Consider the following 22,588-nt stretch of genomic DNA (forward strand, 5'->3'; position numbering starts at 1 on the left):
GCAGGGGCATGGTACCCTGCCTTTTTTTCGTCCACCAGATCAGAGGATGCCCATGAAATTGCCTGCCCGCCTGCTGCGCCACCTGTCCCTGGGCCTCGCCCTGCTCGCCCCGGTCGCGGCGATTGCCGAGCCCAGCGCCATCTACCTGGTGCGCCACGGTGAAAAGATGAGCGAGAACGGCGATCCGGAACTGACGTCGAAAGGTCGGGCGCGGGCCGAGCACGTGGGCATCCTGCTGCACCGCGCCGGCATCACCAGCATTTTCCATACGCCGACCAATCGCACGCGCCAGACCGCCGAGCCGCTGGCGCAGAAGACCGGCTTGACCGTGCAGGTCTACGATCCGCGCGCACCAAAGGCGCTGGTGGAGAAGGTGAAGGGCTTGAGCGGGGCGGTGCTGGTGGTGGGGCATTCGAATACCCTGCCCGAGCTGGTGCGGCTGTTCGGCGGGGCGCCGGGGGCGGATATCGGGGATAACGAGTATGACCGGCTGTACCAGCTGACGCCGGGCGCCGGCGGCGCCGTGAACACGGTGCTGTTCACGACGCCGTAAGCGCGTCGCTTATGGGGCGACGTCCGTGCGCAGCACCGGATACAGGTTGTAGCGCTCATCCCACGACTCGTGGCGCTTGGCGAAGAACTCCAGGCGCGCCTGCGGGTTCTTGGCAAACGCCGGATCGGTCTCGATGCGGCGCTTGAACTCCGCCGCCACGCTCGGATCGGCCGCCATCTGCGCGCGCGCCACGTCCTCGGCCACGTACTCCTCCATGTATTCCTTGCGCTCGTAGGCGTTGTTGAAGAAGCCCCAGGCCAGCAGCGAATCCGGCGCCTGCGGTTCCAGCATCGCCACCACCAGGCGCGCCTTCGGCTGCGCCACCGGCACGAACAGCGAACCGGCCAGGACGGCGCGCGGTTCGGCTTTCCAGGCGCCCTCGACCGTCAGGCGCTGGTGCGATTCGAACGAGGTGGCGGCAAACACCGCCTTGTCGGCGCGGAAGGTCTGGACCGGCGCCTGCGGCAGCGCCTTGTCCAGCTTGCGGAAGGCGATGCCGTGCAGCGCCAGCTTGGCCGCGACGATGTCGGCGTAGGCTGCCGGCACGATGTAGCCGGCGCGCGGCGCATTCACCTCGCGGTCGGCCACGACCTCGTCGCGCAGCGGCACGCGCCAGACCTGGGGCTTGGTTTCGTCGTAGCGGGTCATCAGGATGCCCGATACGTCCGATGGCGTGCGGGTGTACTCGTAGCCCTGGAAGTCGACCATGGTGGTCTTGTCGGTGGTGCGGTAGCTCAGCGCCACCGGGGCGCCGGCCAGTTTCGCCGCGCGGGCGTCGGCCGCCGCTGCGGCCTGCTGCCAGGCCTTGCCGTTCTTCGCCACCTGTTCCAGCACCGAGATCACGCTGTTGTGGGTGATGCGCACGCGGGTCGGGTAATCCTTCCACGAGTGGGTCTCGACCAGCACCGCCATGCGGTTACGCAGCGGGAAGTAGCCGGTCGAGAAGCGCGGATCCGAGGCGGCGTCGATGAAGCCCGACTGCGGGTCGTCGGTCTTGGCAAACGACATGTAGTAGGACTGCGGCGTGGAGCCCAGCTTGGCGATGTCGGCGATGATGTTGGTGCGCAGGGCCAGGCCGGCCTGGCGGAAGACCGGGTCGCCCGAATACACCGGTTCGACCTGGATCGAGATGTCGTGCTGGAACTTGGCGCCGTCGGTCACGTGCAGGTCGACATAGGTCAGCGGGTCCCAGGCGTTCACGAGGGCCAGCATCGCCTGCATTTCCGGCGCGTCGGCCTTCACGTAGTCGCGATTGAGGTTGTAGTTCTGCGCCGTCGCGCGCCAGCCCATTTCGACCGGGCCGCGCTGGTTCGGGCGGTTCCACTTGCCGAAGCGCTCGTGGCCGTCCACGTTGAACACCGGGACGAAGAGCAGCACCTGCTTGTCCAGTGCACCTTTGGCGAGCTTGCCGTCGAGGGTTTCGCGCAGCGCGAGGAAGCCAGCGTCCTTGCCGTCGATCTCGCCGGCGTGGATGCCGCCCTGGATCAGCGTCACCGGCAAGCCCTGCTTTTTCGCCGCCTGGGCGGTGAAGGCGCCGGTGTTCGAGGCGACCAGCGCCATCATCGGACGGCCTTCCGGGCTGCGGCCGAAGGTGATGCACTTCACCTGCTTCGGATAGGCCTTCTGGAAGTCGGCGCACAGCTGGATGACTTCATCGTAGCGGCCGGTGGCCTGGAAGCTCGAGCGTTCCGAGACGGTCGTGAGCTTGGGGGCGGCATGGGACAGTGGGACGGCAGCCAGCAGGGCCAGCAGTAAGGCGGGACGGATCATCGAGGAAAGCTCCGGCAATTGTTCAGGTGACAAAGCCGACGATTATAGACCCGTTTCAACAATGAAAACGGCCCGGCAGCTTGCGCTGGCCGGGCCGGATTGGGCTATGCCGGATTTACTGGCGCGGCCTGGTATAGATCGAGATCTCCTTCACCTGCGGACGCACGATGTCCATCGGGACGATGCGGGCGCGGCTGCTCGTGGCCGGGCAGGTGCCGGTCTGGCGGTAGGCCAGTGCAGCGGCCAGCATGCCTTCGGCAGGATCGCCCACCGGACGCGACAGGTCGTCGGCCACTTGGCAGGTCGGGGCCAGGCCGTCGGCATAGTCGCCGAAGCCCTTGTTGTTCACGCCCTTGAACTCGATCGAGAAATAGGTCGTGCCGCAGTTCGGCACCGGCGTGAAGCCATACGGCTTGCCGCAGGTCTGGCCGCCGATCAGATTCACTTCGATGTCGGCGCCGCGCAGGCCGTTGATCACCGATTCGCTGGCCGAGCAGCTGCCCGACGTGGTCAGGATGGTGACGCGCTTCAGGCCCAGGGTCGGCAGCGCCGTGCCGGCACGCACCGGGTTGGGCGAGCTGAAGCCGTAGGCGGTCGTCAGGAAGGGAATCGGCTCCTGCGGCGCGGTCCGGTCGTTGAACTGCTGGCGCTCGAAGACCTTGCCGCGAGTGGCGTCCGGCCCGGCGATCATGTACGACAGTTCGCTTGCGACGTAGAGCAGGCCGCCGCCGTTGTAGCGCAGGTCGAGCACCAGGTCGGTCACGGCCGAGGCCTTGAGCGTGGTGAAGGCATCGACCAGCTGGCGCTCGGACACCGCGTTGAAGGTTTCAAAACTGAGGTAGCCGACCTTGCCGGTCGGGGTGTCGAGCACCTTCACGTTTTTCACCGGTTGCACGCTCACCTCGGTCGCCGTCATGGTTACGTCGAAAGTGATGCCGCCGCGCTGGAAGCTGAAGTTGTGCGGCGTGCCGGCCGCGCTCGGGAACAGGCCTTCGTTGATGCGGCGCACCTGCTCGGCGTCGCCCGTGTTGACGAAGTCGATCCCATCCACCCTGGTCAGCATGTCGCCGCGCTGCAGGCCGGCCGCAGCACCCGGCGAGCCCGGCTCGACCAGCGTGACCAGCCAGGTGCGCGGGATGTTGGCGCCGGTGTTGCGCTTGAAGGTGATGCCATAGCCCAGGTCCAGGCCGGCGTTGGTCATCTTCTCCCACTCTTCGGTAGCGTAGGTGAAGTGATAGCGGTCCTTGGCCGCGCCCGATTCGGTCAGGGCCGGGGTCTTGAGCACGTTGAAATAATCGATGGCGCTGGTGAAGTCAGCCATCTTGTAGGTGTTCGGGACTTCGTTGTACCAGAGGTAGTAACGATGGGTCCAGGCGCGCAGGAACTTCAGCTCGTCGAGCAGGGTGCCCTGCTTGTCCGGGAAAGGCCGGCCCTGGAAATCCAGGCCGGTACGCGGCGCGGCGCACTTGTTCATGTACTGGAAGGCGTCGCCCAGGGTGCTGGCGTCGATGTCGGCCGCGGTCTGCCCCACGGTGCCGGTGGCCGGAGGCGGCGTGACCGGGGTCGTGGTCGGAGGCGGTTGCTGCGCGATCGGCTCGGGACGGGCGCCGACACCGGGCGAGCCACCGCCACCGCCGCAACCGGCGAGGACAACGCTTGCAGCGAGCAGGGAAGCAATCAGGCGGGGGGCGGTCGTCGCGCGACCTGGGGCGGATGGCGATGTCATGCGCCGATTATAGACGCGCCCGCCCGGGCGGAGTGCAACCAACTGTAACAGCCGGGGCTGGGGAACAACAAGAAATGCTAGGAGGAATGTCAGCTTGATACGGCCAGGCGGGCCGGCCGTATCAAGCTGTCATCAAAGCGGCATCAAGCGGCGCGCGGGGTGGCCCCAGCCGGCGCGTGGAAGGCGGCCAGCAGCGCCGCTTCCTTCTGCTTGGCTGCTACCAGGTGGCGCTCCTTCACGTGGCCATAGCCGCGGATGTCTTCCGGGATGCTGGCGATCGCTACCGCCTGCGCCAGGTTGTCGGCGGTGAGCTTGGGCAGCAGCGCTTCGACAGTCGTGCGGTACTCCCCGATCAGCGCACGCTCGGCGCGGCGCTCGGCGGTGTAGCCGAAGATGTCGAACGGGGTGCCGCGCAGGCCTTTCAGCTTGGCCAGCACGCCAAAGGCGCCCATCATCCACGAACCGAATTCCTGCTTGACCGCGCGGCCCTGCTTGTCATGCTTGGCCAGCAGCGGCGGCGCCAGGTGGTACTTGATGGTGATGTCGCCTTCGAACATGTTGGCGATCTTCGCCTTGAAGGCGGGATCGGTATGCAGGCGGGCGACTTCGTACTCGTCCTTGTAGGCCATCAGCTTGTAGAAGTAGCGCGCCACGGCTTCAGCCAGGCGGGTGCCCTTGCCCAGCTTCGCTTCTTCGGCGCGCACCTGGTCGACGAACGCCTTGTACTGCGCGGCGTAGGCGGCGTTCTGGTAGGCGGTGAGCAGCTCCACGCGGCGGGCAATCACGTCGTCCAGGCTCTGGGTGCGCTTGAACTCGATCACCTGGGCCGGGGTGGTCAGCTTCTTGACCGAGGCCAGGTCGTGCGCGGCGGTGCGGCCCCAGTTGAAGGCGGCCTTGTTGAACGGCACCGAGACGCCATTGAGTTCGATCGCCTTCATCAGCGAGGATTCGAGCAGCGGCACATGGCCTTTCTGGAAGGCGTAACCCAGCATGAACATGTTGGTCGCGATCGAGTCGCCCATCAGGGCGGTCGCGATTTGGCCGGCGTCGACGAAATCGACGTTTGCCGCGCCGCAGGCCTGCACGATGGCGCCCTTCGAGCCTTCGCCCGGGAACTGCCAGTCCGGGTTCTTCACGAAGGCCGCGGTGGTGGCGCCGGTCGAGTTGACGGCGGCCCAGGTGCGGCCCTCGCCCATGCGGGAGAGCGCATCGCGGCTGGAGGTGACGATCTGGTCGCAACCAATCACGAGGTCTGCGCTGCCGGTACCGACGCGGGTCGAGTGCAGGTCGGACTGTTTTTGCGCCAGGCGCACGTGCGACATCACCGGGCCGCCCTTCTGGGCCAGGCCGGACTGGTCGAGCACGATCGCGCCCTTGCCTTCGACGTGGGCCGCCACGGCCAGGATCTGGCCGACGGTGACCACACCCGTGCCGCCGACGCCTGCCACCAGGATGCCGAACGGCGCGGCGATCTGCGGGACGACTGGTTCAGGCAGCACTGGCGGCGCCGCTTCGTTGGTAGCAGCCTTCTTCGGTTTTTTGAGGCCGCCGCCTTCGACGGTCACAAAGCTCGGGCAGAAGCCGGACACGCAGGAGAAGTCCTTGTTGCACGAGGACTGGTTGATCTGGCGCTTGCGGCCCAGTTCCGTTTCCAGCGGCTCGACCGACAGGCAGTTCGACTGCACCGAGCAGTCGCCGCAGCCTTCGCAGACCGCTTCGTTGATCACGGCGCGCTTGGCCGGGTCGGGGAATTCGCCTTTCTTCCGGCGGCGGCGCTTCTCGGATGCGCAGGTCTGGTCGTAGATCACGGCGGTCACGCCCGGCATCTCGCGCAGCTCGCGCTGCACGTCCATCAGTTCCGAACGGTGACGCACGGTGACGCCCTGGGCCCAGGCGTAATCGTCCGGGTATTTTTCCGGTTCGTCGGTGACGACGATGATCGGGCCCACGCCTTCGGCCGCGATCTGGCGCGTGATCATGCCCGGATCGAGCGGGCCGTCGACGTTCTGGCCGCCGGTCATGGCGACCGCGTCGTTGTACAGGATCTTGTAGGTGATGTTGACCTTCGCGGCCACGGCCGCGCGGATCGCCAGGATACCGGAGTGGAAATAGGTGCCGTCGCCCAGGTTCACGAACACGTGCTTTTCGCTGGTGAACGGCGACTGGCCGATCCAGGTCGTGCCTTCGGCGCCCATGTGGGTGAAGGTCGAGGTTTCGCGGTCCATCCACAGCACCATGTAGTGGCAGCCGATGCCGGCCATGGCGCGCGAGCCTTCCGGCACCTTGGTGGAGCTGTTGTGCGGGCAGCCCGAGCAGAAGTAAGGGATGCGGTCGGTTTCCGGATTGGCCTTGGCCGGGATGTTGCGCAGGACCAGCTCTTTCGCTTCCAGGAAGGCGATGCGTTCCTTCACGCGCTGCTCGACGGGATGGCCGGCGCAGTAGTGCGAGATGCGCGAGGCGATCGCGCGGGCGATCTGGGCCGGGTTCAGCTCGTAGGTGGCCGGCAGCAGCCAGTCACCGTGGCCCATGCGGTCCTTGTTGCTCCACTCGCCGGTGTCGTCGAACTTGCCGACCACGCGCGGACGCTGGGCGTCCGGCAGGTTGTACAGGGCTTCCTTGAGCGCGTATTCCATGACCTGGCGCTTTTCTTCCACCACCAGGATCTCGTCCAGGCCGCGCGCGAATTCGTGCACGCCTTCGGACTCGAGCGGCCAGGTCATGCCGACCTTGTACAGGCGCAGGCCGATGTCGCGCGCCGCCTGCTCGTCGATGCCGAGGTCGGCCAGCGCCTGGCGCGTGTCGACATAACTCTTGCCGGCGGTGATGATGCCGATTTTCGGCTGGGGGCTGTCCCAGATGATCTTGTTGAGCTTGTTCGCACGGGCATAGGCCAGCGCCGCATACCACTTGAAGTTGCTCATGCGAACTTCCTGGTCCAGCACGGCGTCGGGCCAGCGGATGTTCAGGCCGCCCTGCGGCAGTTCGAAGTCGGTCGGCAGCTGGATTTGCACGCGGTCCGGATCGAGGTCGACGACGGCGCCGGACTCGATGATGTCGGTCACGCATTTCATCGATACCCACAGGCCGGTGTAGCGGCTCATGGCCCAGGCATGCAGGCCGTAGTCGATGTATTCCTGCACCGAGGACGGATACAGCACCGGGATGCCGCAGTGGGTCAGGATGTGGTCGGACTGGTGCGCGGTGGAGGAGGATTTCGCCGCATGGTCGTCGCCAGCCAGCACCAGCACGCCGCCGTTCTTGGCCGAACCCGCGTTATTGCCGTGCTTGAAGACGTCGCCGCAGCGGTCCACGCCCGGGCCCTTGCCGTACCACATGGCGAACACGCCGTCGTACAGCGCGTCCTTGTACAGGTTGGTCTGCTGGGTGCCCCAGACGGCGGTCGCCGCCAGGTCTTCGTTCATGCCCGGGTGAAACTTGACGTGGTGGGCGTCGAGGTGCTTCTTGGCCTTCATCGCGGTCTGGTCGACGGCGGTGACCGGCGAGCCGCGGTAGCCGGTGATGTAGCCGGCGGTGTTCAGCCCCGCTTTCAAGTCGCGCTCGCGCTGCAGCATCGGCAGGCGGATCAGGGCCTGGGTACCCGTCATGAAGGCACGGCCGCGCTCGAGCGTCCACTTGTCGTCCAGGGTGATGTCGTGCTGCGGCTGCGCAAAATTGGCGCGGTCGATGGGTGCGTTCATGCGGTGTCTCCGTATTTTTTCGCTAGGGGCTTCAGGACGCTTGCCGTGGACTCTTGTTGGTCGTCATGGCGCGCGCGGCTGGGCTGGGCCAGCCTCCTCCCGTATGGCGCACAGTATAGTCCTGCCCTTCCGGCATTAAATTCCAAACAATTCACCCGGCCAGACGATTTGCGCAATAAAATTGCCGGGTTCGCGAATTCACTGAGGAAATCATGTCAAAAATCGAGCTCGACAAGACCGACCGCAAAATCCTGGCGGTCCTGCAGACGGACGGGCGCCTGTCCAACCAGGACGTGGCCGAGCGGGTCAACCTGTCGCCCTCCCCCTGCCTGCGCCGCATCAAGCGCCTGGAAGAGGCCGGCGTGATCCGCCAGTACGTGGCGCTGGTCGACCCCGACAAGATCGGCCTCGGGCTGCTGGCCTATGTCAACGTGCGGCTGGAAAAGCACAGCGAAGTGGCGGGCGGCGCACGCGGCACGCCGGGTTTGCCGGCGACCTCGCCGCGCAACGATTTCGCGGTGTCGGTCGGCACCTGGCCGGAAGTGGTGGCCTGCTATGCGATGACGGGAGAGATGGATTTCCTGCTGCGCGTGCATGTCGAGGACATGGACCACTTCTCGCGCTTCATGATGGGGACGCTGCTCAAGCACCCGGCGGTGCTGGATGTGAAGTCGAGCTTTGCGCTGCAGCGGATCAAGGAGACGACGGCGCTGCCGGTGGTGGGGTGAGCTGCATTGCGGTACATGGTAGCGCGTCGCGCAATGGATAACGCGAACCCTCAGCCCGCGTCCTTGAAACCGTGATCCCGGCGAAGGCCGGGACCCAAGCGCAATCCGGGGTCACAATCCGGGGTCAGGTCTGACATTTGGACACGGACTCAACCAGGATAAAGCTGGGCTCGTGTCCGAATGTCAGACCTGACCCCGAAGTTGGGGGTGGTCTACTTCTTCGCGCCCAGCCACTTGGCCGCCGCCCGGGCATTGGCCTTGAAGTTGTAATCGAGCACCGCCCACTGCTCTTCCAGCGCCTCGGCCATCACGCTGCCCGGGCTGGCCGGCGGGATCTGCAGGTAGGCATCGGCCTCGCCGAACTCACGCTTGATCTGCATGCCGGCCTTGCGCGCGATATGCATCATGGTCTGGTTCGAGGACAGGCATTGCATGTAGAGCGTGTCCACGTCCGAATTGCGGCAGTGGATGGCGGCGCGGTCGAACAGGCGCGAGCCCACGCCCTGGCCGCGCGCCGATTTCGATACCGAGACTCCCAGTTCCGCCACCTTTTCCTTGGTCGTGCGCCTGGCGCCGTCGGCCTTGGCGAAGGCCAGGTGGCCCACGCCTACCAGCTGGAACACCCGGTTCACCACCCCGAACACGATGTCGCGCTTGAAGTCGAGTTTTTCGACATAGGCGGCGATCGCCTCGTCCGGGATCATGCTGCCGAAGCGCAGCAGGCGGTCGTTCGGGTCGAGGGCGAGGAAATGGCGCAGGATGCGGCGGCGGTCGCGCTCGCCCAGTTCCTTGACGAGCACGGTCGGCCGGCCGGGCTGGCCCCTGAGGCCGCGCAGCCAGCGGCCCAACGGATTGTCCAGCATGGTGAAGTCCTTTTGTGCAGTGCAACAATACCGCGATTGTAGCGGATTCTGCCGTTGCATGCCGGGACCCATCCCTTAGCCCGGCGTCCTCCATTGCGCCGCCGGGCTGACCACGAACACGCCCTTGCCCGAGCTCTTGGCCTCGTACATCGCCTTGTCGGCTTCGGCCAGCAGGGCCGCCGAGCCGCGCGCCGCGCCGGCATGGCCGCGGGCGCTGGAAATGCCGATCGAGGCCGAGATCGTCACCGGATGGCCGTCCGCCTCGGTCACCGAGCGGATCTCGTCGAGCGCCAGCTGGGCCACGCGCAGCGCGCCTTCGCGCGAGGTGACTTCTTCCAGCATGATGACGAATTCGTCGCCGCCCAGCCGCGCCAGCGCATCCTCGGCGCGCAGCTTGGCCTCGACGCGGCGCGCCACCATCTGCAGCACCAGGTCGCCGGTGGCGTGGCCCCAGGTGTCGTTGACGGCCTTGAAGCCATCGAGGTCGATGAACATGATTACCACCACCGAATCGCGCCGGTTGGCGCGCGCCAGCGCGCGCTCGAGCAGGCGAGTGAGCTGGCGGTAGTTGATCAGGCCAGTGAGGCTGTCGTGCTGGGCCAGGCGCTCGAGCTGCTTGGACTGCGCCTCGAGTTCGGCGGTGCGTTCGGCCACGCGGTGCTCGAGGTTCTCGTTGGCGGCCTGCAGCCGGTGGTTGACTTCGCCGATGATGCGGTAGCTGCGCCGCAGCCGTACCGCGGCATAGATCAGCAACAGCAGCAGCAGGCTGGAATACACGAACAGGAAGCTGCGGTAGCGCTCGCGCTCGAGCAGCACGGTGTCGAAGGAGCGGTCGAATTCGCGCCCCAGGCGGTCGAGCGCGGCGCCGGTGCCGGTGGCGGCGATCTGTGCTTCGAGCCGGTTTTCCAGCGGCCGCTTTTCCAGGATGGTGCGGGTGGCCGTGATCAGGGCGCCCATCTTCTCGACGGTCGCCGGCGAGAAGGCGACCTGCTGGGCGCCGATGTCGCCCAGGACTTCCTCGATGCGGGCCGCCAGCACGGGCGAAGGCGCCCCGTTGTAGCGCAGGATCTCGGTCAACAGGGTATTGAGCGAGGCGTCGAGCCGCACCACGATCTGGGCCGGCACCAGCGCGCCTTCGATGCCGCCCAATTCGGTCTTGAGGTCGGCCACGGCCGGCGGCAGGAACAGCAGCGCCTCGCGCAGCGGCGGGTTGTGGCGGGCGAACTGGCCGGCCAGCAGCTCCTTGCGCTGCACGGCGTCGCGCAGCTCGGTGTAGGCGGTTTTCACGGCGGGGCTGGACGCCGCCGGCACCGCCTCGGCAAGGCGCGCCAGCAGGTTGCGCATGCGCGGCAGCCCGGTGGTGAGCTGGGCGGCGGCCGGGGCGCGGCCGATGTGGGCGCGCAGGATGTTGGCATCCCATTCGGCGTCGAGCTTTTCCAGCTCGCGCAGGTTGAGCATGACGTCGTTGCGGATTTCGGGATCGGTCGTTTCGGACCGGATATACAGGAAAGCAAGCAGCATGGCCAGCACCAGTACCACCACGCCGCCGACTTGCAGGCGGCGGCGCAGGCTCAAGCTCGCTACGCGCTGCGCCAGCACAGCTACCATTTTTCCTCCGTTACTTCAGGTGTGATCCCGAGAGGATAACGCATGCGTGCGGATCAGTCGCGCACCCCAGTGACGCTCAATCCCGGCTGTCCCGCAGCGCCGCCTTGACCGCCGACACCCGGGCCGCATGCACGGCTTCCGGGATCCTGGCGCGGTTATCCAGGCAGCGCGCGGCGACCTCGCCGGCATTCACGGCGCGCGCGGCGTCGAGTGCCTGCTCCAGGCGTGGCCGCTGCGGATAGTCCTGCCGGCGCAGGGGGTGATCGGCGTCCCCGCGGCCGCGCGCATCGCATTCGCAGGCCAGCAGCATCTGTGCAAAGCGCGCCGGCTTGCGGAAGGCGTCGCAGCGCTCGAACAGCGTGACGATGGTGTTGGCGCGCAGCTCCAGCGCGCGGCCGACGTTGCCGTGCTCGCGCGCCGTCATCAAGGCCAGGTCGCGGCATTCGTTGGGCACCTTTAGGCGCTTGCACACCGCCTCCAGGAGCTTGAGGCCCTCGCCTTCGTGGCCGTGGTGGGACGGCCACTGGCCGGGCGGCGTGAGGCCCTTGCCCAGGTCGTGCATCAAGGCCGCGAAGCGCACTTCCAGCGGATACCCCTGGCTTGCAGCATGGTCGACCACCAGCATCACGTGCACGCCGGTGTCGATTTCAGGATGGGCCCCCGCGGGCTGCGGCACGCCCCACAGCACGTCGAGTTCGGGCAGGATGCGCGCCAGCGCACCGCAGTCGCGCAGCACGGCGAACATGCGCGAAGGCCGTTCTTCCATCAGGCCGCGCGCCAGCTCCTGCCACACGCGCTCGGCCACCAGGGCGTCGACTTCCCCGGCATCGACCATGGCGCGCATGAGCGCGTTGGTCGAATCGTGCACCGTGAAATCCGGGAAGCGCGCGGCAAAGCGCGCCAGGCGCAGGATGCGCACCGGGTCTTCGGCAAAGGCGCCCGACACATGGCGGAAGATGCGCTTTTCCAGGTCGCCCTGGCCGTCGTAGGGATCGACGATGCTGCCATCGTCGGCGCGCGCCATCGCGTTGATGGTGAGATCGCGCCGCACCAGGTCGTCCTCGAGGGTGACCTCGGGCGCGGTATGGAACACGAAGCCGTGGTAGCCGGGCGCGGTCTTGCGCTCGGTGCGGGCCAGTGCGTATTCCTCGTGCGTGTGCGGATGCAGGAAGACCGGGAAGTCCTTGCCGACCGGGCGGAAGCCCTGAGCCAGCATGTCTTCGGGAGTGGCGCCGACCACCACGTGGTCGCGGTCCGTGACGGGCCGCCCGAGCAGCTCGTCGCGCACGGCGCCGCCGACGACATAGCTGCGCACCGTCAGGCCTGCGGCAGGTCCAGGTCGTGCAGCGGGGTCGGGTCGCTTTCCCGCATCGCCTCGTCGACCCAGCGCGCCACGGCCGGGTGGGCCAGCACGCGCTCGCAGTAGGCCTGCAGCGCCGGGGCCAGCGCCACGCCATAGGTCTTGAAGCGGCACACCACCGGCGCATAGAAGGCGTCGGCGATCGAGAAGTCGCCGAACAGGAAGCTGTGGTGGCCGAAGCGCGCCAGGCAGTCTTCCCAGATCTCGCAGATGCGGCCGATGTCGGCCTGGGCGCCCGGGGTGCGGCCGCGGCCCGGCAGGCGCGCCTGGATGTTCATCGACATGGCGCTACGCAGCTCGCCGAAGCCGGAGTGCATCTCGGCCACGACCGAACGCGCCATCGCGCGCGCGGCCACGTCCTGCGGCCACATGTGCTTTTCCTGGAACTGCTCGGCCAGGTATTCGACGATCGCCAGGCTGTCCCAGACCGTGATCTCGCCGGCCAGCAGCACGGGCACGCGGCCCGCGTGCGAATAGCGCGCGATGTTGGCCGACGTGTCGGGCTTGTCGAGCAGGACCCGCACTTCGGTGAACGGGATCCCGAAGGCCACCGCCGCCACCCAGGGCCGCATCGACCACGACGACACGTTCTTGTTGCCGATGACGAGGGTCAGGCCGGGCTGGCGGGCCTGGTCGAGGGTGGAGGACAGGGCTGGATCGAGTTCGATGGTCTGCATGGTTTCCTGGGATGGACGCGGTTGAAAGCCGTGCTCGGGCATCAGCGCCCGGCGCGCATACGATAATCGTCGAGGCCCCTGCCATGCGCCAGGTAGTGCGGCGCGGCCGCCTCGAGCGATGTGAGCTTGATTCCCAGCGCGTCCGCTGTCAAGGCTTGTGTTTGCGGATCGACCACATTATCGGTTTTCATCGAGTCGAGGTTGTCACGCGTGATGATCGGCTCGCCCGGCAGCAGCTCGAACACCCGCGCCTGCAGGCGCGCCGCCCAGTCGGGCAGGCCAAGCACATGCCGCTCGTGGCCGGCGAAGCGCCCGCTCAGGCGCACCAGTTCGGCCATGGTATAGACCTGGGGGCCGCCCAGCTCGATGGCGGCGCCGCGCGTATGCGGGTCGCGCAAGGCGATCGAAAAGGCGGCGGCCACGTCGCCCACGTACACAGGCTGGATGCGCGCATTGGCCGCGGCCAGCGGCACCAGCGGCAGGTAGCGCTGCAGCCGCGCGAACATGGTGAGAAAACTGTCGCCCGGGCCGAACACCACCGAGGGACGGAAGATGGTGGCGGCGACCCTGGCCTGGCTGCGCGCGGCCAGCTCGCCGTCGCCCTTGGAGCGCTGGTACATCGAGGCGCCCGCCGGGTCGGCGCCCAGGGCGCTCATGTGCAGGTAACGCGGTACGCCCACTTCCGCGCAGGCGGCGGCGATGCGGCGCGGCAGCTCGACGTGCAGGCGCCGGAAAGCCGGTCCGTAGGGGGTGCCGCGCCGGTCGTGCAGCACCCCCACCAGGTTGATCGCGGCATCGCGCCCCTCGAGCAGGCGGCGCAGGCTGGCGTCGTCGTGGATGTCGGCTACTTCCAGGTCGAGGTAGGGCAAGGTGGTGAGGTGCTTGGCGCTTTCGTAGTGGCGCGTGGGCACCAGCATGTTGACGCCGTCTTCGGCCAGGCGCGCCAGCAAATGGCCGCCGATGAAGCCGGTGGCGCCGAACACCACCACGTTCAGGTCGCGCATGGTGTTTTCCTTGGGCGGGTTAAGGGAGGATGGAGGTGCGTTCGCGCGGCTGCACGTAACCCAGGCGCGCTTTCAGGGATTGCGGTTTTTGCTCGAACACGGCGGCGTAGTTGGTGGCATTGGCCATCACGTTGCGCACATAGCCGCGGGTTTCCGAAAACGGGATGGTCTCGACGAAGACCGCGCCTTCCATCGGCGCATCGAGCAGGCCGCGCCAGGTGCGCGCGCGCGACGGGCCGGCGTTGTAGGCGGCGGTGGCGAGGATCTGGTTGCCCTCAAAATTGCCCAGCACCATGTTCATGTAGTTGGCGCCGAGCGTGATATTGGTGCGCAAGTCATTGAGCATGCCGTTTACAAAATTATCCATTCCAATCTTGGCCGCCACCCATTTGCCGGTCGTGGGCATCACCTGCATCAGGCCCGACGCGCCGACGCCGGAGCGCGCGTCCGTGATGAAGCGCGATTCCTGGCGGATCAGGCCATACACCCAGGCTTTGTCCAGGCCCAGGCCCTGCGCGGTCGGGTGCAGCACATCCAGGTGCGGCGCCGGGAAACGCTGCGCGTAATCGAGTTCGGTGCGGGTGCGCAGCGAGGTCTCGACCATGCGGTCGAGCAGGTCGTTGCGCCGAGCGAGTTCGCCGGCGGCCAGCAACTGACGTTCAGACATGCCGCGCAGCGCCCAGTTCCATTCGCGGTTGCCTTCCGCGCGCAGGCGCAAGGCATAGAACTTCAGGGCCCGCTGCAGGCTCGGGTTGGCGCCGGCCTGGGCCAGCTCCTCGGCGCTGACCGGCAGCACCGGCGGCGGCGCCGCCACCTGGCGGCCGAGTTCTTCCATGGCGAGCTGGCCATAGAAATGGTGGGGAATCGCGATCCGCTCGAACTGCGCATTTGCCTCCACCATCTTGCCCTCGTGCTTGTCGGCGCGAGCAAGCCAGTAGATCCAGGCGCCGTCGGCGCGCAGCCAGGCCGGCATCGCCTCGATGGTGGCGCGCACGGTCTTCCAGTCGCCGCGGCGCAGGGCGATGCGTGTCTTCCATTGCAATTGCTCGCTGGTCAGCGGCACGCCATTGGTGCGCTGCCAGTACAGGGCGGCGTCGGGCGAAAGCACGATCGAGGCGGCATGCGCGATGCCGGCCCAGCCGATCGCGCGTTCCTCAGGGCTCAGGTTAGGGCTGTTCTTGTCCAGGGCCACGGTGGCCAGCTTCAGGCTGGTGCGCGCCATGCGCCCCAGGGCTACCAGGTAGATCGCGCGCTCGGCGCGGGTGGCGCCGATGCCGCGCGCCATGGCCACGGCCGGCACGTCCACGGCCTGGGCCGCGCGCGTGTCGGAGGCGCCCAGCAGCGCTGCCGTGCGGCGCGCCGGGCCGGTGGCGTCGGCTTCGCCGGCTATGCGCAACTGCCACAGCAGGTCGTCCTGGGTGAACTGGCCGCCCTGGTAGAGCTGGGCGATCAGGGCGGCGCAGGCTTCGCCGTAGTTGTCGGGATTGAGCAGCAAGGCGCGCGCTTCCGGGGCGACCTGCTCGCCGCGGCCGGCGCGTGCCAGCAGGCTGTAGCAGCGGATCTGCAGCTCGCCGCCGGTGGCCAGCGGGCCCGCTTCGCGCTCGAAAGTGGCCCAGTCGCGGCGCCGGCCCAGTTCGAGCAGCCAGTCGCTGCGCAGGCGCTCGGCCACCGCACTGCCCTCGTGGCGGCGCAGCACCTCGCGGATTTCCTCGGCCGTGGCGTCGCGCAGCCGGGGTTTCAGACGATAATAGTCGACGTAGGAAGCGAGCTGGTAGTTCGGCAGGCGCGAGGCCAGCGCATTGGTGCGCGCCGCATCGTTCTGGCGCGCCGCTTCGCGCAGCAGCAGGAAGGTGTCGTCGTCGGCGCGGGTATCGGCGGCGCCGTTGACCGCGCTAGGGACGGCGGGTACGCCGGCCGGCACCGGGGGAACGGTCTGCGTGGTCTGGGCGGCATCAGGCGCGGGCTGGGCGTGGACTATGCCGGAAGGAAGCATCCACGAAGCAAACACAAGGGCAAGGGCTGCCGGCAGGGCGCCGGCTGTCAATCTCGATTGAAACATCCACAACTCTCACTCTACGCTGCATTCACACCATGTCCGGCGAATCAAGAATACCACGCGCCAATGCGCTCCTGCCAGAGACTGGCGCAAGCGCAACACCCGACAAGGCCCTGCTGCGCCGCCAGCTGAAAGAACGGCGCCTCGCCGTCCCGCCCGAGCTCAAGCGGGACTGGGACGCGCGCATCGGCGCGCGGGTGCTGGCATGGTGGCGGGCCAAGCCGGCCCACTCGCTGGCGGTGTACTGGCCGCTGGCGGGCGAACCGGACTTGCATCCAGCCTACGCGGAATTGGCCGAGGCAGGCGTACGGCTGGCCTTGCCTGTCGTGGTGGCACGCGACGCGGCGCTCGGGTTTGCCGAGTGGCTGCCGGGCGAGGCGACCGTGGCGGACAGCCTGGGGGTGGCGGTGCCGGCCCGGTTGCGGATGGTGGAGCGGCCGGAGGCCTTGCTGATTCCCTGCCTGGGCTTCGATGCGCAGGGGTACCGGCTGGGGTATGGCGGGGGGTTTTACGACCGCACGCTGGCCGCGCAGCCCCGGCCGCGGACGCTGGGGGTGGCGTATGCCTGCCAGCTGGCGGCATTCGGGTTGAACGAATACGACATCCCGCTGGACGAGATCATTACCGAATCGTAGGGTGGGCAAGTTTCTTGCCCACGCGGTGATCACTAGCGGCGAGATCATCCGGCGCGATCACGGAGCCTGCAGCGATTACCGCGTGGGCAGAATCTGCCCACCCTACGGACCGCGGCAGGACCAGCGCAGCGGTCCGTAGCACCTTTTACTTCACCAGGCGCTGCCAGATCGCCGTCGTCGCCACCGCCTGGTTCATGCTGTAGAAATGCAGCCCCGGCGTGCCGCCTGCCAGCAGGCGTTCGCACAGGCTGGTAACCACATCCAGCCCGAAGGCCTTGATCGAGGCCGAATCGTCGCCGAAGCTGGCGAGCTTGACGCGCACCCAGCGCGGGATCTCGGCGCCGCACATGTCGGAGAAGCGCAGCAGCTGCGTGTAGTTCGTGATCGGCATGATGCCCGCCACGATCGGCACGTCCAGGCCCAGCTTGCGGGCGTTGTCGACGAACTGGAAATACGCGTCCGCATTGTAGAAATACTGCGTGATCGCGGCGTTCGCGCCGGCCTGGATCTTGCGCGCGAAGGCTTGCAAATCGTCTTGCGGCGAGCGCGCCTGCGGGTGCATTTCCGGGTAGGCCGCCACTTCGATGTGGAACCAGTCGCCGGTTTCCTTGCGGATGAACTCGACCAGTTCGCTGGCATAGCGGAACTCGCCCGCGCCGCCGTAGCCGCTGGGCAGGTCGCCGCGCAGCGCCACCAGGCGGCGGATGCCGGCGTCCTGGAATTGCTGCAGGTTGGCGCGCAGCGAGTCGCGGGTGCCGCCGATGCAGGACAGGTGGGGCGCGGCCTCATGGCCTTCGGACTTGATCTCGAGCACGGTCTGCAGCGTGCCCTGCTGGGTGGTGCCGCCGGCGCCGAAGGTCACCGAAAAATACTTCGGGTCCAACAATGCCAGCTTCTGGCGCACGGCGCGCAGCTTTTCCGCGCCTTCATCCGTCTTGGGCGGGAAGAACTCGATACTGAAATTATGCGTTTCCATCTTTATCCCTGAGGAGCAAGGTAGCGAGCGCCCACGAAATGATGCTGTACAGGATGGCGGCGATGAAGGCCGATCCGAAGCCGCCGACGTCGAAGCCGTCGATATAGCGCGCGACCAGCCAGAACAGGAAGGCATTGATCACCAGGATGAACAGGCCCAGCGAGACCACGGTCACCGGCAGGGTGAGGATGACCAGCAGCGGGCGGATCAGGGTATTGACCAGCCCGAGCACGAGCGCGGCGATCAGCGCGGTCGTGAAATTCGACATCGACACGGACGACATCAGGTACGGCAGGGCCATCAGGGCGGCGGCATTGATCAGCCAGGTGACGAGCAGGCGCATTGCATCGACTTTCGTGGGGTCGCGGGCGTCTTCCAGGAAAACGCCCGGCTGTTGAAAAAACGGGCGCGGGGTTCATTCAAACGCCGCGCCCGGATTGACTGCTTACCGATTAATAACGGTAGTGGTCCGGCTTGTACGGGCCGGCCTTGCTCACCGAAATATAAGCAGCCTGCTCTTCGGTCAGCTCGGTCAGCTGCGCATTGAGCTTTTTCAGCTGCAGGCGCGCGACTTTCTCGTCCAGGTGCTTCGGCAGCGTGTACACGCCGACCGGATAGTTCGCGGTGTTGGCGAACAGCTCGATCTGGGCGATGGTCTGGTTCGCGAACGACGAGCTCATCACATACGACGGGTGACCGGTGCCGCAACCCAGGTTCACCAGGCGGCCTTCAGCCAGCAGGATGATGCGCTTGCCATCAGGGAAGATGACGTGGTCGACCTGTGGCTTGATGTTTTCCCACTCATATTTCTTGAGCGCCGCAACTTCGATTTCGTTGTCGAAGTGGCCGATGTTGCAGACGATGGCCTGGTCCTTCATCTTGAGCATGTGCTGCTCGGTGATGACATGGTAGTTGCCGGTGCAGGTGACGAAGATGTCGCCGTGCTCCGCAGCGTAATCCATGGTCACGACGCGGTAGCCTTCCATCGCCGCCTGCAGTGCGCAGATCGGATCGATTTCGGTGACCCACACTTGCGCTGACAGCGCGCGCATGGCCTGGGCCGAGCCCTTGCCCACGTCGCCATAGCCGGCGATTACGGCGACCTTGCCGGCGATCATGACGTCGGTGGCGCGCTTGATGCCGTCGACCAGCGATTCGCGGCAGCCGTACAGGTTGTCGAACTTCGACTTGGTGACCGAATCGTTGACGTTGATGGCCGGGAAAGCCAGCTTGCCTTCGAGGTGCATCTGGTACAGGCGGTGCACGCCGGTGGTGGTTTCCTCGGTCACGCCCAGGATGCATGGCAGGCGCTTGCTGTACCACGACGGATCGCGCGCCAGGCGGCCCTTGATCGAGTTGAACAGGCAGATTTCTTCTTCCGAGCCCGGCTTGTCCAGCACCGAGATGTCCTTCTCGGCGCGCACGCCCAGGTGCAGCAGCAGGGTCGCGTCGCCGCCGTCGTCCAGGATCATGTTGGCGTGGTTGTCGCCTGGCCACTCGAAGATGCGGTGGGTGTACTCCCAGTATTCGTCCAGGGTCTCGCCCTTGACGGCGAACACCGGGGTGCCGACCGCGGCGATCGCGGCGGCAGCGTGGTCTTGCGTCGAATAGATGTTGCACGATGCCCAGCGCACGTCGGCGCCCAGGGCTTCCAGGGTGCGGATCAGGACCGCGGTCTGGATGGTCATGTGCAGCGAACCGGCGATGCGCGCGCCCTTCAGGGGCTGGGCGGCGGCGTATTCCTCGCGGATCGCCATCAGGCCCGGCATTTCGGTTTCTGCAATACGGATTTCCTTCTCGCCCCAGGAAGCCAGGGAGATGTCGGCAATATGGAAGTCCTTGAGATCTTTGAGTACGGCGCTCATCACGCGCTCCTTTCAATGGTTGAAAAAAGTTAACGTGAGCGCGGTGTTGATATCCGAGCCTGGCGAAGAGGAATCTCTTCGTCGCAACGCTCCTCGGAACGAGCTAGTTTACCACGACTCAGGCCGCCGTGCAGCTGTCCCGCAGGGGCCTTGTTTGAGAGGAATTGGCCAGAGGCAGGCTGATATCGAAGCGGCTGCCCTGGCCGATGCCCTCGCTCGCCGCCCGTACCGAGCCGCCGTGCAATTCGGTCAAGCTCTTGACCAGCGCCAGGCCCAGCCCCAGGCCGCCATGCTGGCGTTCGGACGAGGTCTCGGCCTGCACGTACAGGTCGAACAGGTGCGGCAGGAGCTCGGCCGCGATGCCCTGGCCGTCGTCGGCCACGCGCAGCGCGCAGCATCCGCCCTGCTCTTCCAGCGTCAGCGCGATCGTGCCGCCGGCCCCGGTATACCGGATGGCATTGCCGAGCAGGTTGCCGACGACCTGGACCAGGCGCGTCGCATCGCCCTCGACCCGGCAGGGCGTCGGGGGCAAGGCCAGCTCGAGCAGCTGGCCCTTGCGCTGGGCGGCCGGCATGATCTGTTCGATGGCGGCGGCCACCACGTCGCGCATGTCGACCTCGGTCTTGACGATCGAGATCAGGCCGCGGCTGATGCGCGAGACGTCGAGCAGGTCTTCCACCAGGCGGTTCATGTGGCCGACTTGCCGGCTGATGAGCTCGCTCAGGCTGAGTATTTGGGTGGTTTTCTCGGGATTTTTCTTCAGCAGCTGGGCCGCCATCGATGCCGCCGACAGCGGACCGCGCAGCTCGTGGCTGAGCATCGACAGGAATTCGTTTTTCTGGCGGTCCGCGGACATCAGCGAGGCCGCTTTTTCATTCAACAGGCGGTTGAGTTCCTCGACCCGGTCGTTGGTCTGTTCCAGGCGGCGCGACACCTCGACCAGCTCGTCCTGGCGCTCCTGCAGCGCGGCCAGCGCGTCGGTCAGTTCGCGGTTCTGGTGGTGGGCTTCGGACAGCGCGACATTGCTCGGCAGGGAAACGCCGGCCACGCCTTCGGCGATGGTGGCCGCCGACAGGGCGCCCGCATGCACCGGCATCAGCTTGGTCAGCACGATGCGGGTGCCGGTCTTGCCGGTGGTGATGTCGCAGGTATCCATGAAACGGCGCGCCGCCAGCAGCCCGCTGCCGGCCGACTGGTGGGTCGCGTCGGCGCGCGCCAGCAGGGCCTCAAGGCCTTTGATACCGGGACCCTCGTCCTCGATCACCACCATCAGGGCCTGGCGACCAGTCGAGCCCAGCAGCGAGAACGCCACCTTGCCCTCGCCCGCATAGCTGAACACATTGCGCGCGAGTTCGGACACCGCGCTGGCAATGCGTGCCTGGTCGTGCGAACGGAAGCCGCAACGGGCCGCGATCTGGCGCGCACGCTGGCGCGAGGCGATCACGTCGACTTCGGAGGCAATGAGGCTGGTGAGGATGGGGTGTTGCATGTGCCTTTCTGGCAGGGTAAGGCGGAATGACCCAAGTGGACGCCACAAGGGCGGCACAACTATTGATGCTGAAATGAAATAAACAAGTCCGACGGATTATGCAACAGACTCGGCGGCTATACGGTAGTTAATAAAATAAACACCGGTAGCCAGCCACACAGGGAGAGTGGCAGGGCTGTGGAAGGCAGGGTCATGCGATCTTGCCCCGCAGGCGAGGACGCTGCCCCACCCGCGAGTTGAAGCTGCTTGACTCAAGACAGGCCGGCTGCGGCGCGCAGTGCAGCCGCCTTGTCGGTACGTTCCCAGGTGAACTCCGGCTCTTCGCGGCCGAAGTGGCCGTAGGCGGCGGTCTTGGCGTAGATCGGGCGCAGCAGGTCGAGCATCTGGACGATGCCTTTCGGGCGCAGGTCGAAGTGTTCCATGACCAGCTGGGCGATCTTGTCGTCCGGGATCACGCCGGTGCCTTCGGTGTACACGGTGATGTTGATCGGACGCGCCACGCCGATCGCGTAGCTGACCTGCACCTGGCACTGGCGCGCCAGGCCGGCGGCCACCACGTTCTTGGCGACATAGCGCGCGGCATAGGCTGCCGAACGATCGACCTTGGTAGGATCCTTGCCCGAGAACGCGCCGCCGCCGTGCGGGGCTGCGCCGCCGTAGGTGTCGACGATGATCTTGCGGCCGGTCAGGCCGCAATCGCCCTGCGGGCCGCCGATGACGAAGCGGCCGGTCGGGTTGACCAGGTATTTGGTGCCTTCCAGCCATTCGCGCGGCAGGGTCGGCTTGATGATTTCCTCGATCACCGCTTCTTCGATCTGCGAGTGGGTGACGTCAGGATGGTGCTGGGTCGACAGCACGACGGTGTCGACCGACACCGGGCGGCCATTCACGTAGCGCAGGGTGACCTGGGACTTGGCGTCCGGGCGCAGCCACTGCAGGCGGCCGTCCTTGCGCAGCTGCGACTGGCGCTCGACCAGGCGGTGCGCGTAATAGATAGCGGCCGGCATCAGTTCCGGAGTTTCGTCGCAGGCATAGCCGAACATCAGGCCCTGGTCGCCCGCGCCCTGGTCGAGATCCAGGCCCGCGCCTTCGTCCACACCCTGGGCGATGTCGGGCGACTGCTTGTCGTAGCAGACCATCACGGCGCAACCCTTGTAGTCGATGCCGAAATCGGTGTTGTCGTAGCCGATGCGCTTGATGGTATTGCGCGCCACCTGGATGTAGTCGACGTTGGCGTGGGTCGTGATCTCGCCTGCCAGCACCACGAGGCCGGTATTGCACAGGGTTTCGGCGGCGACACGCGCGCGCGGATCCTGTTCCAGGATGGCATCGAGGATGGCATCGGAAATCTGGTCGGCGACCTTGTCGGGATGGCCTTCCGAGACGGATTCGGAAGTGAAGAGATAGTCGTTGGACATGAAGGCTCCGGTTACGGGTTGTAGATGTATACGTGCCGCAGCAACTGGTGCCTGCGACGCTTTAGCGACATTTATATTCCGCTTCGCAAGTTGTCTATTAACTCGGCGGATCCTGCATAAAGTGGTATTTTACGCTTCCTTCGAGAATTTTGCTGTAGCAAG

17 protein-coding genes and 1 riboswitch are annotated in these 22,588 nt (G+C 66.5%); of the genes, 3 read left to right on the top strand and 14 right to left on the bottom strand.

What is annotated here, in order from left to right; translation table 11 throughout:
* Nucleotides 1–52 precede the first annotated feature (52 nt).
* Nucleotides 53–553: a SixA phosphatase family protein gene (locus tag AC3XQU_RS15970; protein ID WP_489875149.1), complete on the top strand. Its 501-nt coding sequence runs from the start codon at nt 53–55 to the stop codon at nt 551–553.
* A 9-nt stretch (nt 554–562) separates the two neighbouring features.
* On the opposite strand, the gene AC3XQU_RS15975 is transcribed toward AC3XQU_RS15970, so the two are convergent.
* From AC3XQU_RS15975 to AC3XQU_RS15985, 3 genes are all read right to left on the bottom strand, one after another.
* Entirely contained in the window at nt 563–2,323 is a 1,761-nt protein-coding gene (locus tag AC3XQU_RS15975; RefSeq protein ID WP_489875150.1) for a M14 family metallopeptidase, read from the bottom strand.
* Nucleotides 2,324–2,438: 115 nt separating this feature from the next.
* Nucleotides 2,439–4,049, bottom strand: coding sequence for a S41 family peptidase (locus AC3XQU_RS15980; protein WP_489875151.1), 1,611 nt, complete (start codon nt 4,047–4,049; stop codon nt 2,439–2,441).
* 143 nt (nt 4,050–4,192) lie between these two features.
* Nucleotides 4,193–7,747, bottom strand: coding sequence for an indolepyruvate ferredoxin oxidoreductase family protein (locus tag AC3XQU_RS15985; RefSeq protein ID WP_489875152.1), 3,555 nt, complete (start codon nt 7,745–7,747; stop codon nt 4,193–4,195).
* 212 nt (nt 7,748–7,959) lie between these two features.
* Between AC3XQU_RS15985 and AC3XQU_RS15990 the strand changes: the two genes are divergently transcribed.
* Complete coding sequence (locus AC3XQU_RS15990) at nt 7,960–8,475, top strand: Lrp/AsnC family transcriptional regulator (protein ID WP_489875153.1); 516 nt, start codon at nt 7,960–7,962, stop codon at nt 8,473–8,475.
* A gap of 212 nt (nt 8,476–8,687) precedes the next feature.
* Here the strand turns inward: AC3XQU_RS15990 and AC3XQU_RS15995 are convergent, their stop codons facing one another.
* The 6 genes from AC3XQU_RS15995 to AC3XQU_RS16020 all read right to left on the bottom strand — a co-directional run bounded on the left by AC3XQU_RS15995 (nt 8,688) and on the right by AC3XQU_RS16020 (nt 16,046).
* A complete protein-coding gene (locus AC3XQU_RS15995) occupies nt 8,688–9,338 on the bottom strand; it encodes a GNAT family N-acetyltransferase (RefSeq protein ID WP_489875154.1) in 651 nt (216 codons plus the stop codon).
* A 75-nt stretch (nt 9,339–9,413) separates the two neighbouring features.
* On the bottom strand, nt 9,414–10,946 hold the full coding sequence (locus AC3XQU_RS16000) for a diguanylate cyclase (protein WP_489875155.1): 1,533 nt from the start codon (nt 10,944–10,946) through the stop codon (nt 9,414–9,416).
* 76 nt (nt 10,947–11,022) lie between these two features.
* A complete protein-coding gene (locus tag AC3XQU_RS16005; RefSeq protein WP_489875156.1) occupies nt 11,023–12,261 on the bottom strand; it encodes a multifunctional CCA addition/repair protein in 1,239 nt (412 codons plus the stop codon).
* Nucleotides 12,262–12,263: 2 nt separating this feature from the next.
* Nucleotides 12,264–12,983: a glutathione S-transferase family protein gene (locus AC3XQU_RS16010; protein WP_489875157.1), complete on the bottom strand. Its 720-nt coding sequence runs from the start codon at nt 12,981–12,983 to the stop codon at nt 12,264–12,266.
* 41 nt (nt 12,984–13,024) lie between these two features.
* Nucleotides 13,025–13,987: a complex I NDUFA9 subunit family protein gene (locus AC3XQU_RS16015; RefSeq protein ID WP_489875158.1), complete on the bottom strand. Its 963-nt coding sequence runs from the start codon at nt 13,985–13,987 to the stop codon at nt 13,025–13,027.
* 19 nt (nt 13,988–14,006) lie between these two features.
* Nucleotides 14,007–16,046 (bottom strand): lytic transglycosylase domain-containing protein, encoded by a 2,040-nt coding sequence (locus AC3XQU_RS16020; RefSeq protein WP_489875159.1) that lies wholly within the window; start codon nt 16,044–16,046, stop codon nt 14,007–14,009.
* Nucleotides 16,047–16,078: 32 nt separating this feature from the next.
* Between AC3XQU_RS16020 and AC3XQU_RS16025 the strand changes: the two genes are divergently transcribed.
* Nucleotides 16,079–16,678: a 5-formyltetrahydrofolate cyclo-ligase gene (locus tag AC3XQU_RS16025; RefSeq protein ID WP_489875160.1), complete on the top strand. Its 600-nt coding sequence runs from the start codon at nt 16,079–16,081 to the stop codon at nt 16,676–16,678.
* Between the two features lie 145 nt (nt 16,679–16,823).
* On the opposite strand, the gene metF is transcribed toward AC3XQU_RS16025, so the two are convergent.
* The 5 genes from metF to metK all read right to left on the bottom strand — a co-directional run bounded on the left by metF (nt 16,824) and on the right by metK (nt 22,426).
* Complete coding sequence (gene metF, locus AC3XQU_RS16030; protein WP_489875161.1) at nt 16,824–17,654, bottom strand: methylenetetrahydrofolate reductase [NAD(P)H]; 831 nt, start codon at nt 17,652–17,654, stop codon at nt 16,824–16,826.
* The gene (locus tag AC3XQU_RS16035) at nt 17,641–17,997 is read right to left on the bottom strand and encodes a phage holin family protein (RefSeq protein ID WP_489875162.1); all 357 of its coding nucleotides are present in this window, start codon (nt 17,995–17,997) and stop codon (nt 17,641–17,643) included. The genes metF and AC3XQU_RS16035 overlap by 14 nt, the downstream gene beginning before the upstream one ends.
* Before the next feature lie 109 nt (nt 17,998–18,106).
* A complete protein-coding gene (ahcY, locus tag AC3XQU_RS16040; RefSeq protein WP_489875163.1) occupies nt 18,107–19,519 on the bottom strand; it encodes an adenosylhomocysteinase in 1,413 nt (470 codons plus the stop codon).
* 29 nt (nt 19,520–19,548) lie between these two features.
* A riboswitch (S-adenosyl-L-homocysteine riboswitch) is annotated at nt 19,549–19,620 on the bottom strand.
* A gap of 17 nt (nt 19,621–19,637) precedes the next feature.
* Complete coding sequence (locus tag AC3XQU_RS16045) at nt 19,638–21,008, bottom strand: ATP-binding protein (protein ID WP_489875164.1); 1,371 nt, start codon at nt 21,006–21,008, stop codon at nt 19,638–19,640.
* A 251-nt stretch (nt 21,009–21,259) separates the two neighbouring features.
* Entirely contained in the window at nt 21,260–22,426 is a 1,167-nt protein-coding gene (gene metK / locus AC3XQU_RS16050; RefSeq protein WP_489875165.1) for a methionine adenosyltransferase, read from the bottom strand.
* Nucleotides 22,427–22,588: the final 162 nt, after the last annotated feature.

This window comes from Telluria sp. AZSoR62, from assembly GCF_058111565.1.

Coding starts and splice junctions, on each gene's coding strand:
- AC3XQU_RS15980 (WP_489875151.1), bottom strand. CDS start 4,049: ATGACATCGCCATCCGCCCCAGGTCGCGCGACGACCGCCCCCCGCCTG.
- AC3XQU_RS16000 (WP_489875155.1), bottom strand. CDS start 10,946: ATGGTAGCTGTGCTGGCGCAGCGCGTAGCGAGCTTGAGCCTGCGCCGC.
- AC3XQU_RS15995 (WP_489875154.1), bottom strand. CDS start 9,338: ATGCTGGACAATCCGTTGGGCCGCTGGCTGCGCGGCCTCAGGGGCCAG.
- AC3XQU_RS15970 (WP_489875149.1), top strand. CDS start 53: ATGAAATTGCCTGCCCGCCTGCTGCGCCACCTGTCCCTGGGCCTCGCC.
- AC3XQU_RS16010 (WP_489875157.1), bottom strand. CDS start 12,983: ATGCAGACCATCGAACTCGATCCAGCCCTGTCCTCCACCCTCGACCAG.
- AC3XQU_RS15985 (WP_489875152.1), bottom strand. CDS start 7,747: ATGAACGCACCCATCGACCGCGCCAATTTTGCGCAGCCGCAGCACGAC.
- AC3XQU_RS16025 (WP_489875160.1), top strand. CDS start 16,079: ATGTCCGGCGAATCAAGAATACCACGCGCCAATGCGCTCCTGCCAGAG.
- AC3XQU_RS16020 (WP_489875159.1), bottom strand. CDS start 16,046: ATGTTTCAATCGAGATTGACAGCCGGCGCCCTGCCGGCAGCCCTTGCC.
- AC3XQU_RS15975 (WP_489875150.1), bottom strand. CDS start 2,323: ATGATCCGTCCCGCCTTACTGCTGGCCCTGCTGGCTGCCGTCCCACTG.
- ahcY (WP_489875163.1), bottom strand. CDS start 19,519: ATGAGCGCCGTACTCAAAGATCTCAAGGACTTCCATATTGCCGACATC.
- AC3XQU_RS16035 (WP_489875162.1), bottom strand. CDS start 17,997: ATGCGCCTGCTCGTCACCTGGCTGATCAATGCCGCCGCCCTGATGGCC.
- AC3XQU_RS16045 (WP_489875164.1), bottom strand. CDS start 21,008: ATGCAACACCCCATCCTCACCAGCCTCATTGCCTCCGAAGTCGACGTG.
- AC3XQU_RS16015 (WP_489875158.1), bottom strand. CDS start 13,987: ATGCGCGACCTGAACGTGGTGGTGTTCGGCGCCACCGGCTTCATCGGC.
- metK (WP_489875165.1), bottom strand. CDS start 22,426: ATGTCCAACGACTATCTCTTCACTTCCGAATCCGTCTCGGAAGGCCAT.
- metF (WP_489875161.1), bottom strand. CDS start 17,654: ATGGAAACGCATAATTTCAGTATCGAGTTCTTCCCGCCCAAGACGGAT.
- AC3XQU_RS15990 (WP_489875153.1), top strand. CDS start 7,960: ATGTCAAAAATCGAGCTCGACAAGACCGACCGCAAAATCCTGGCGGTC.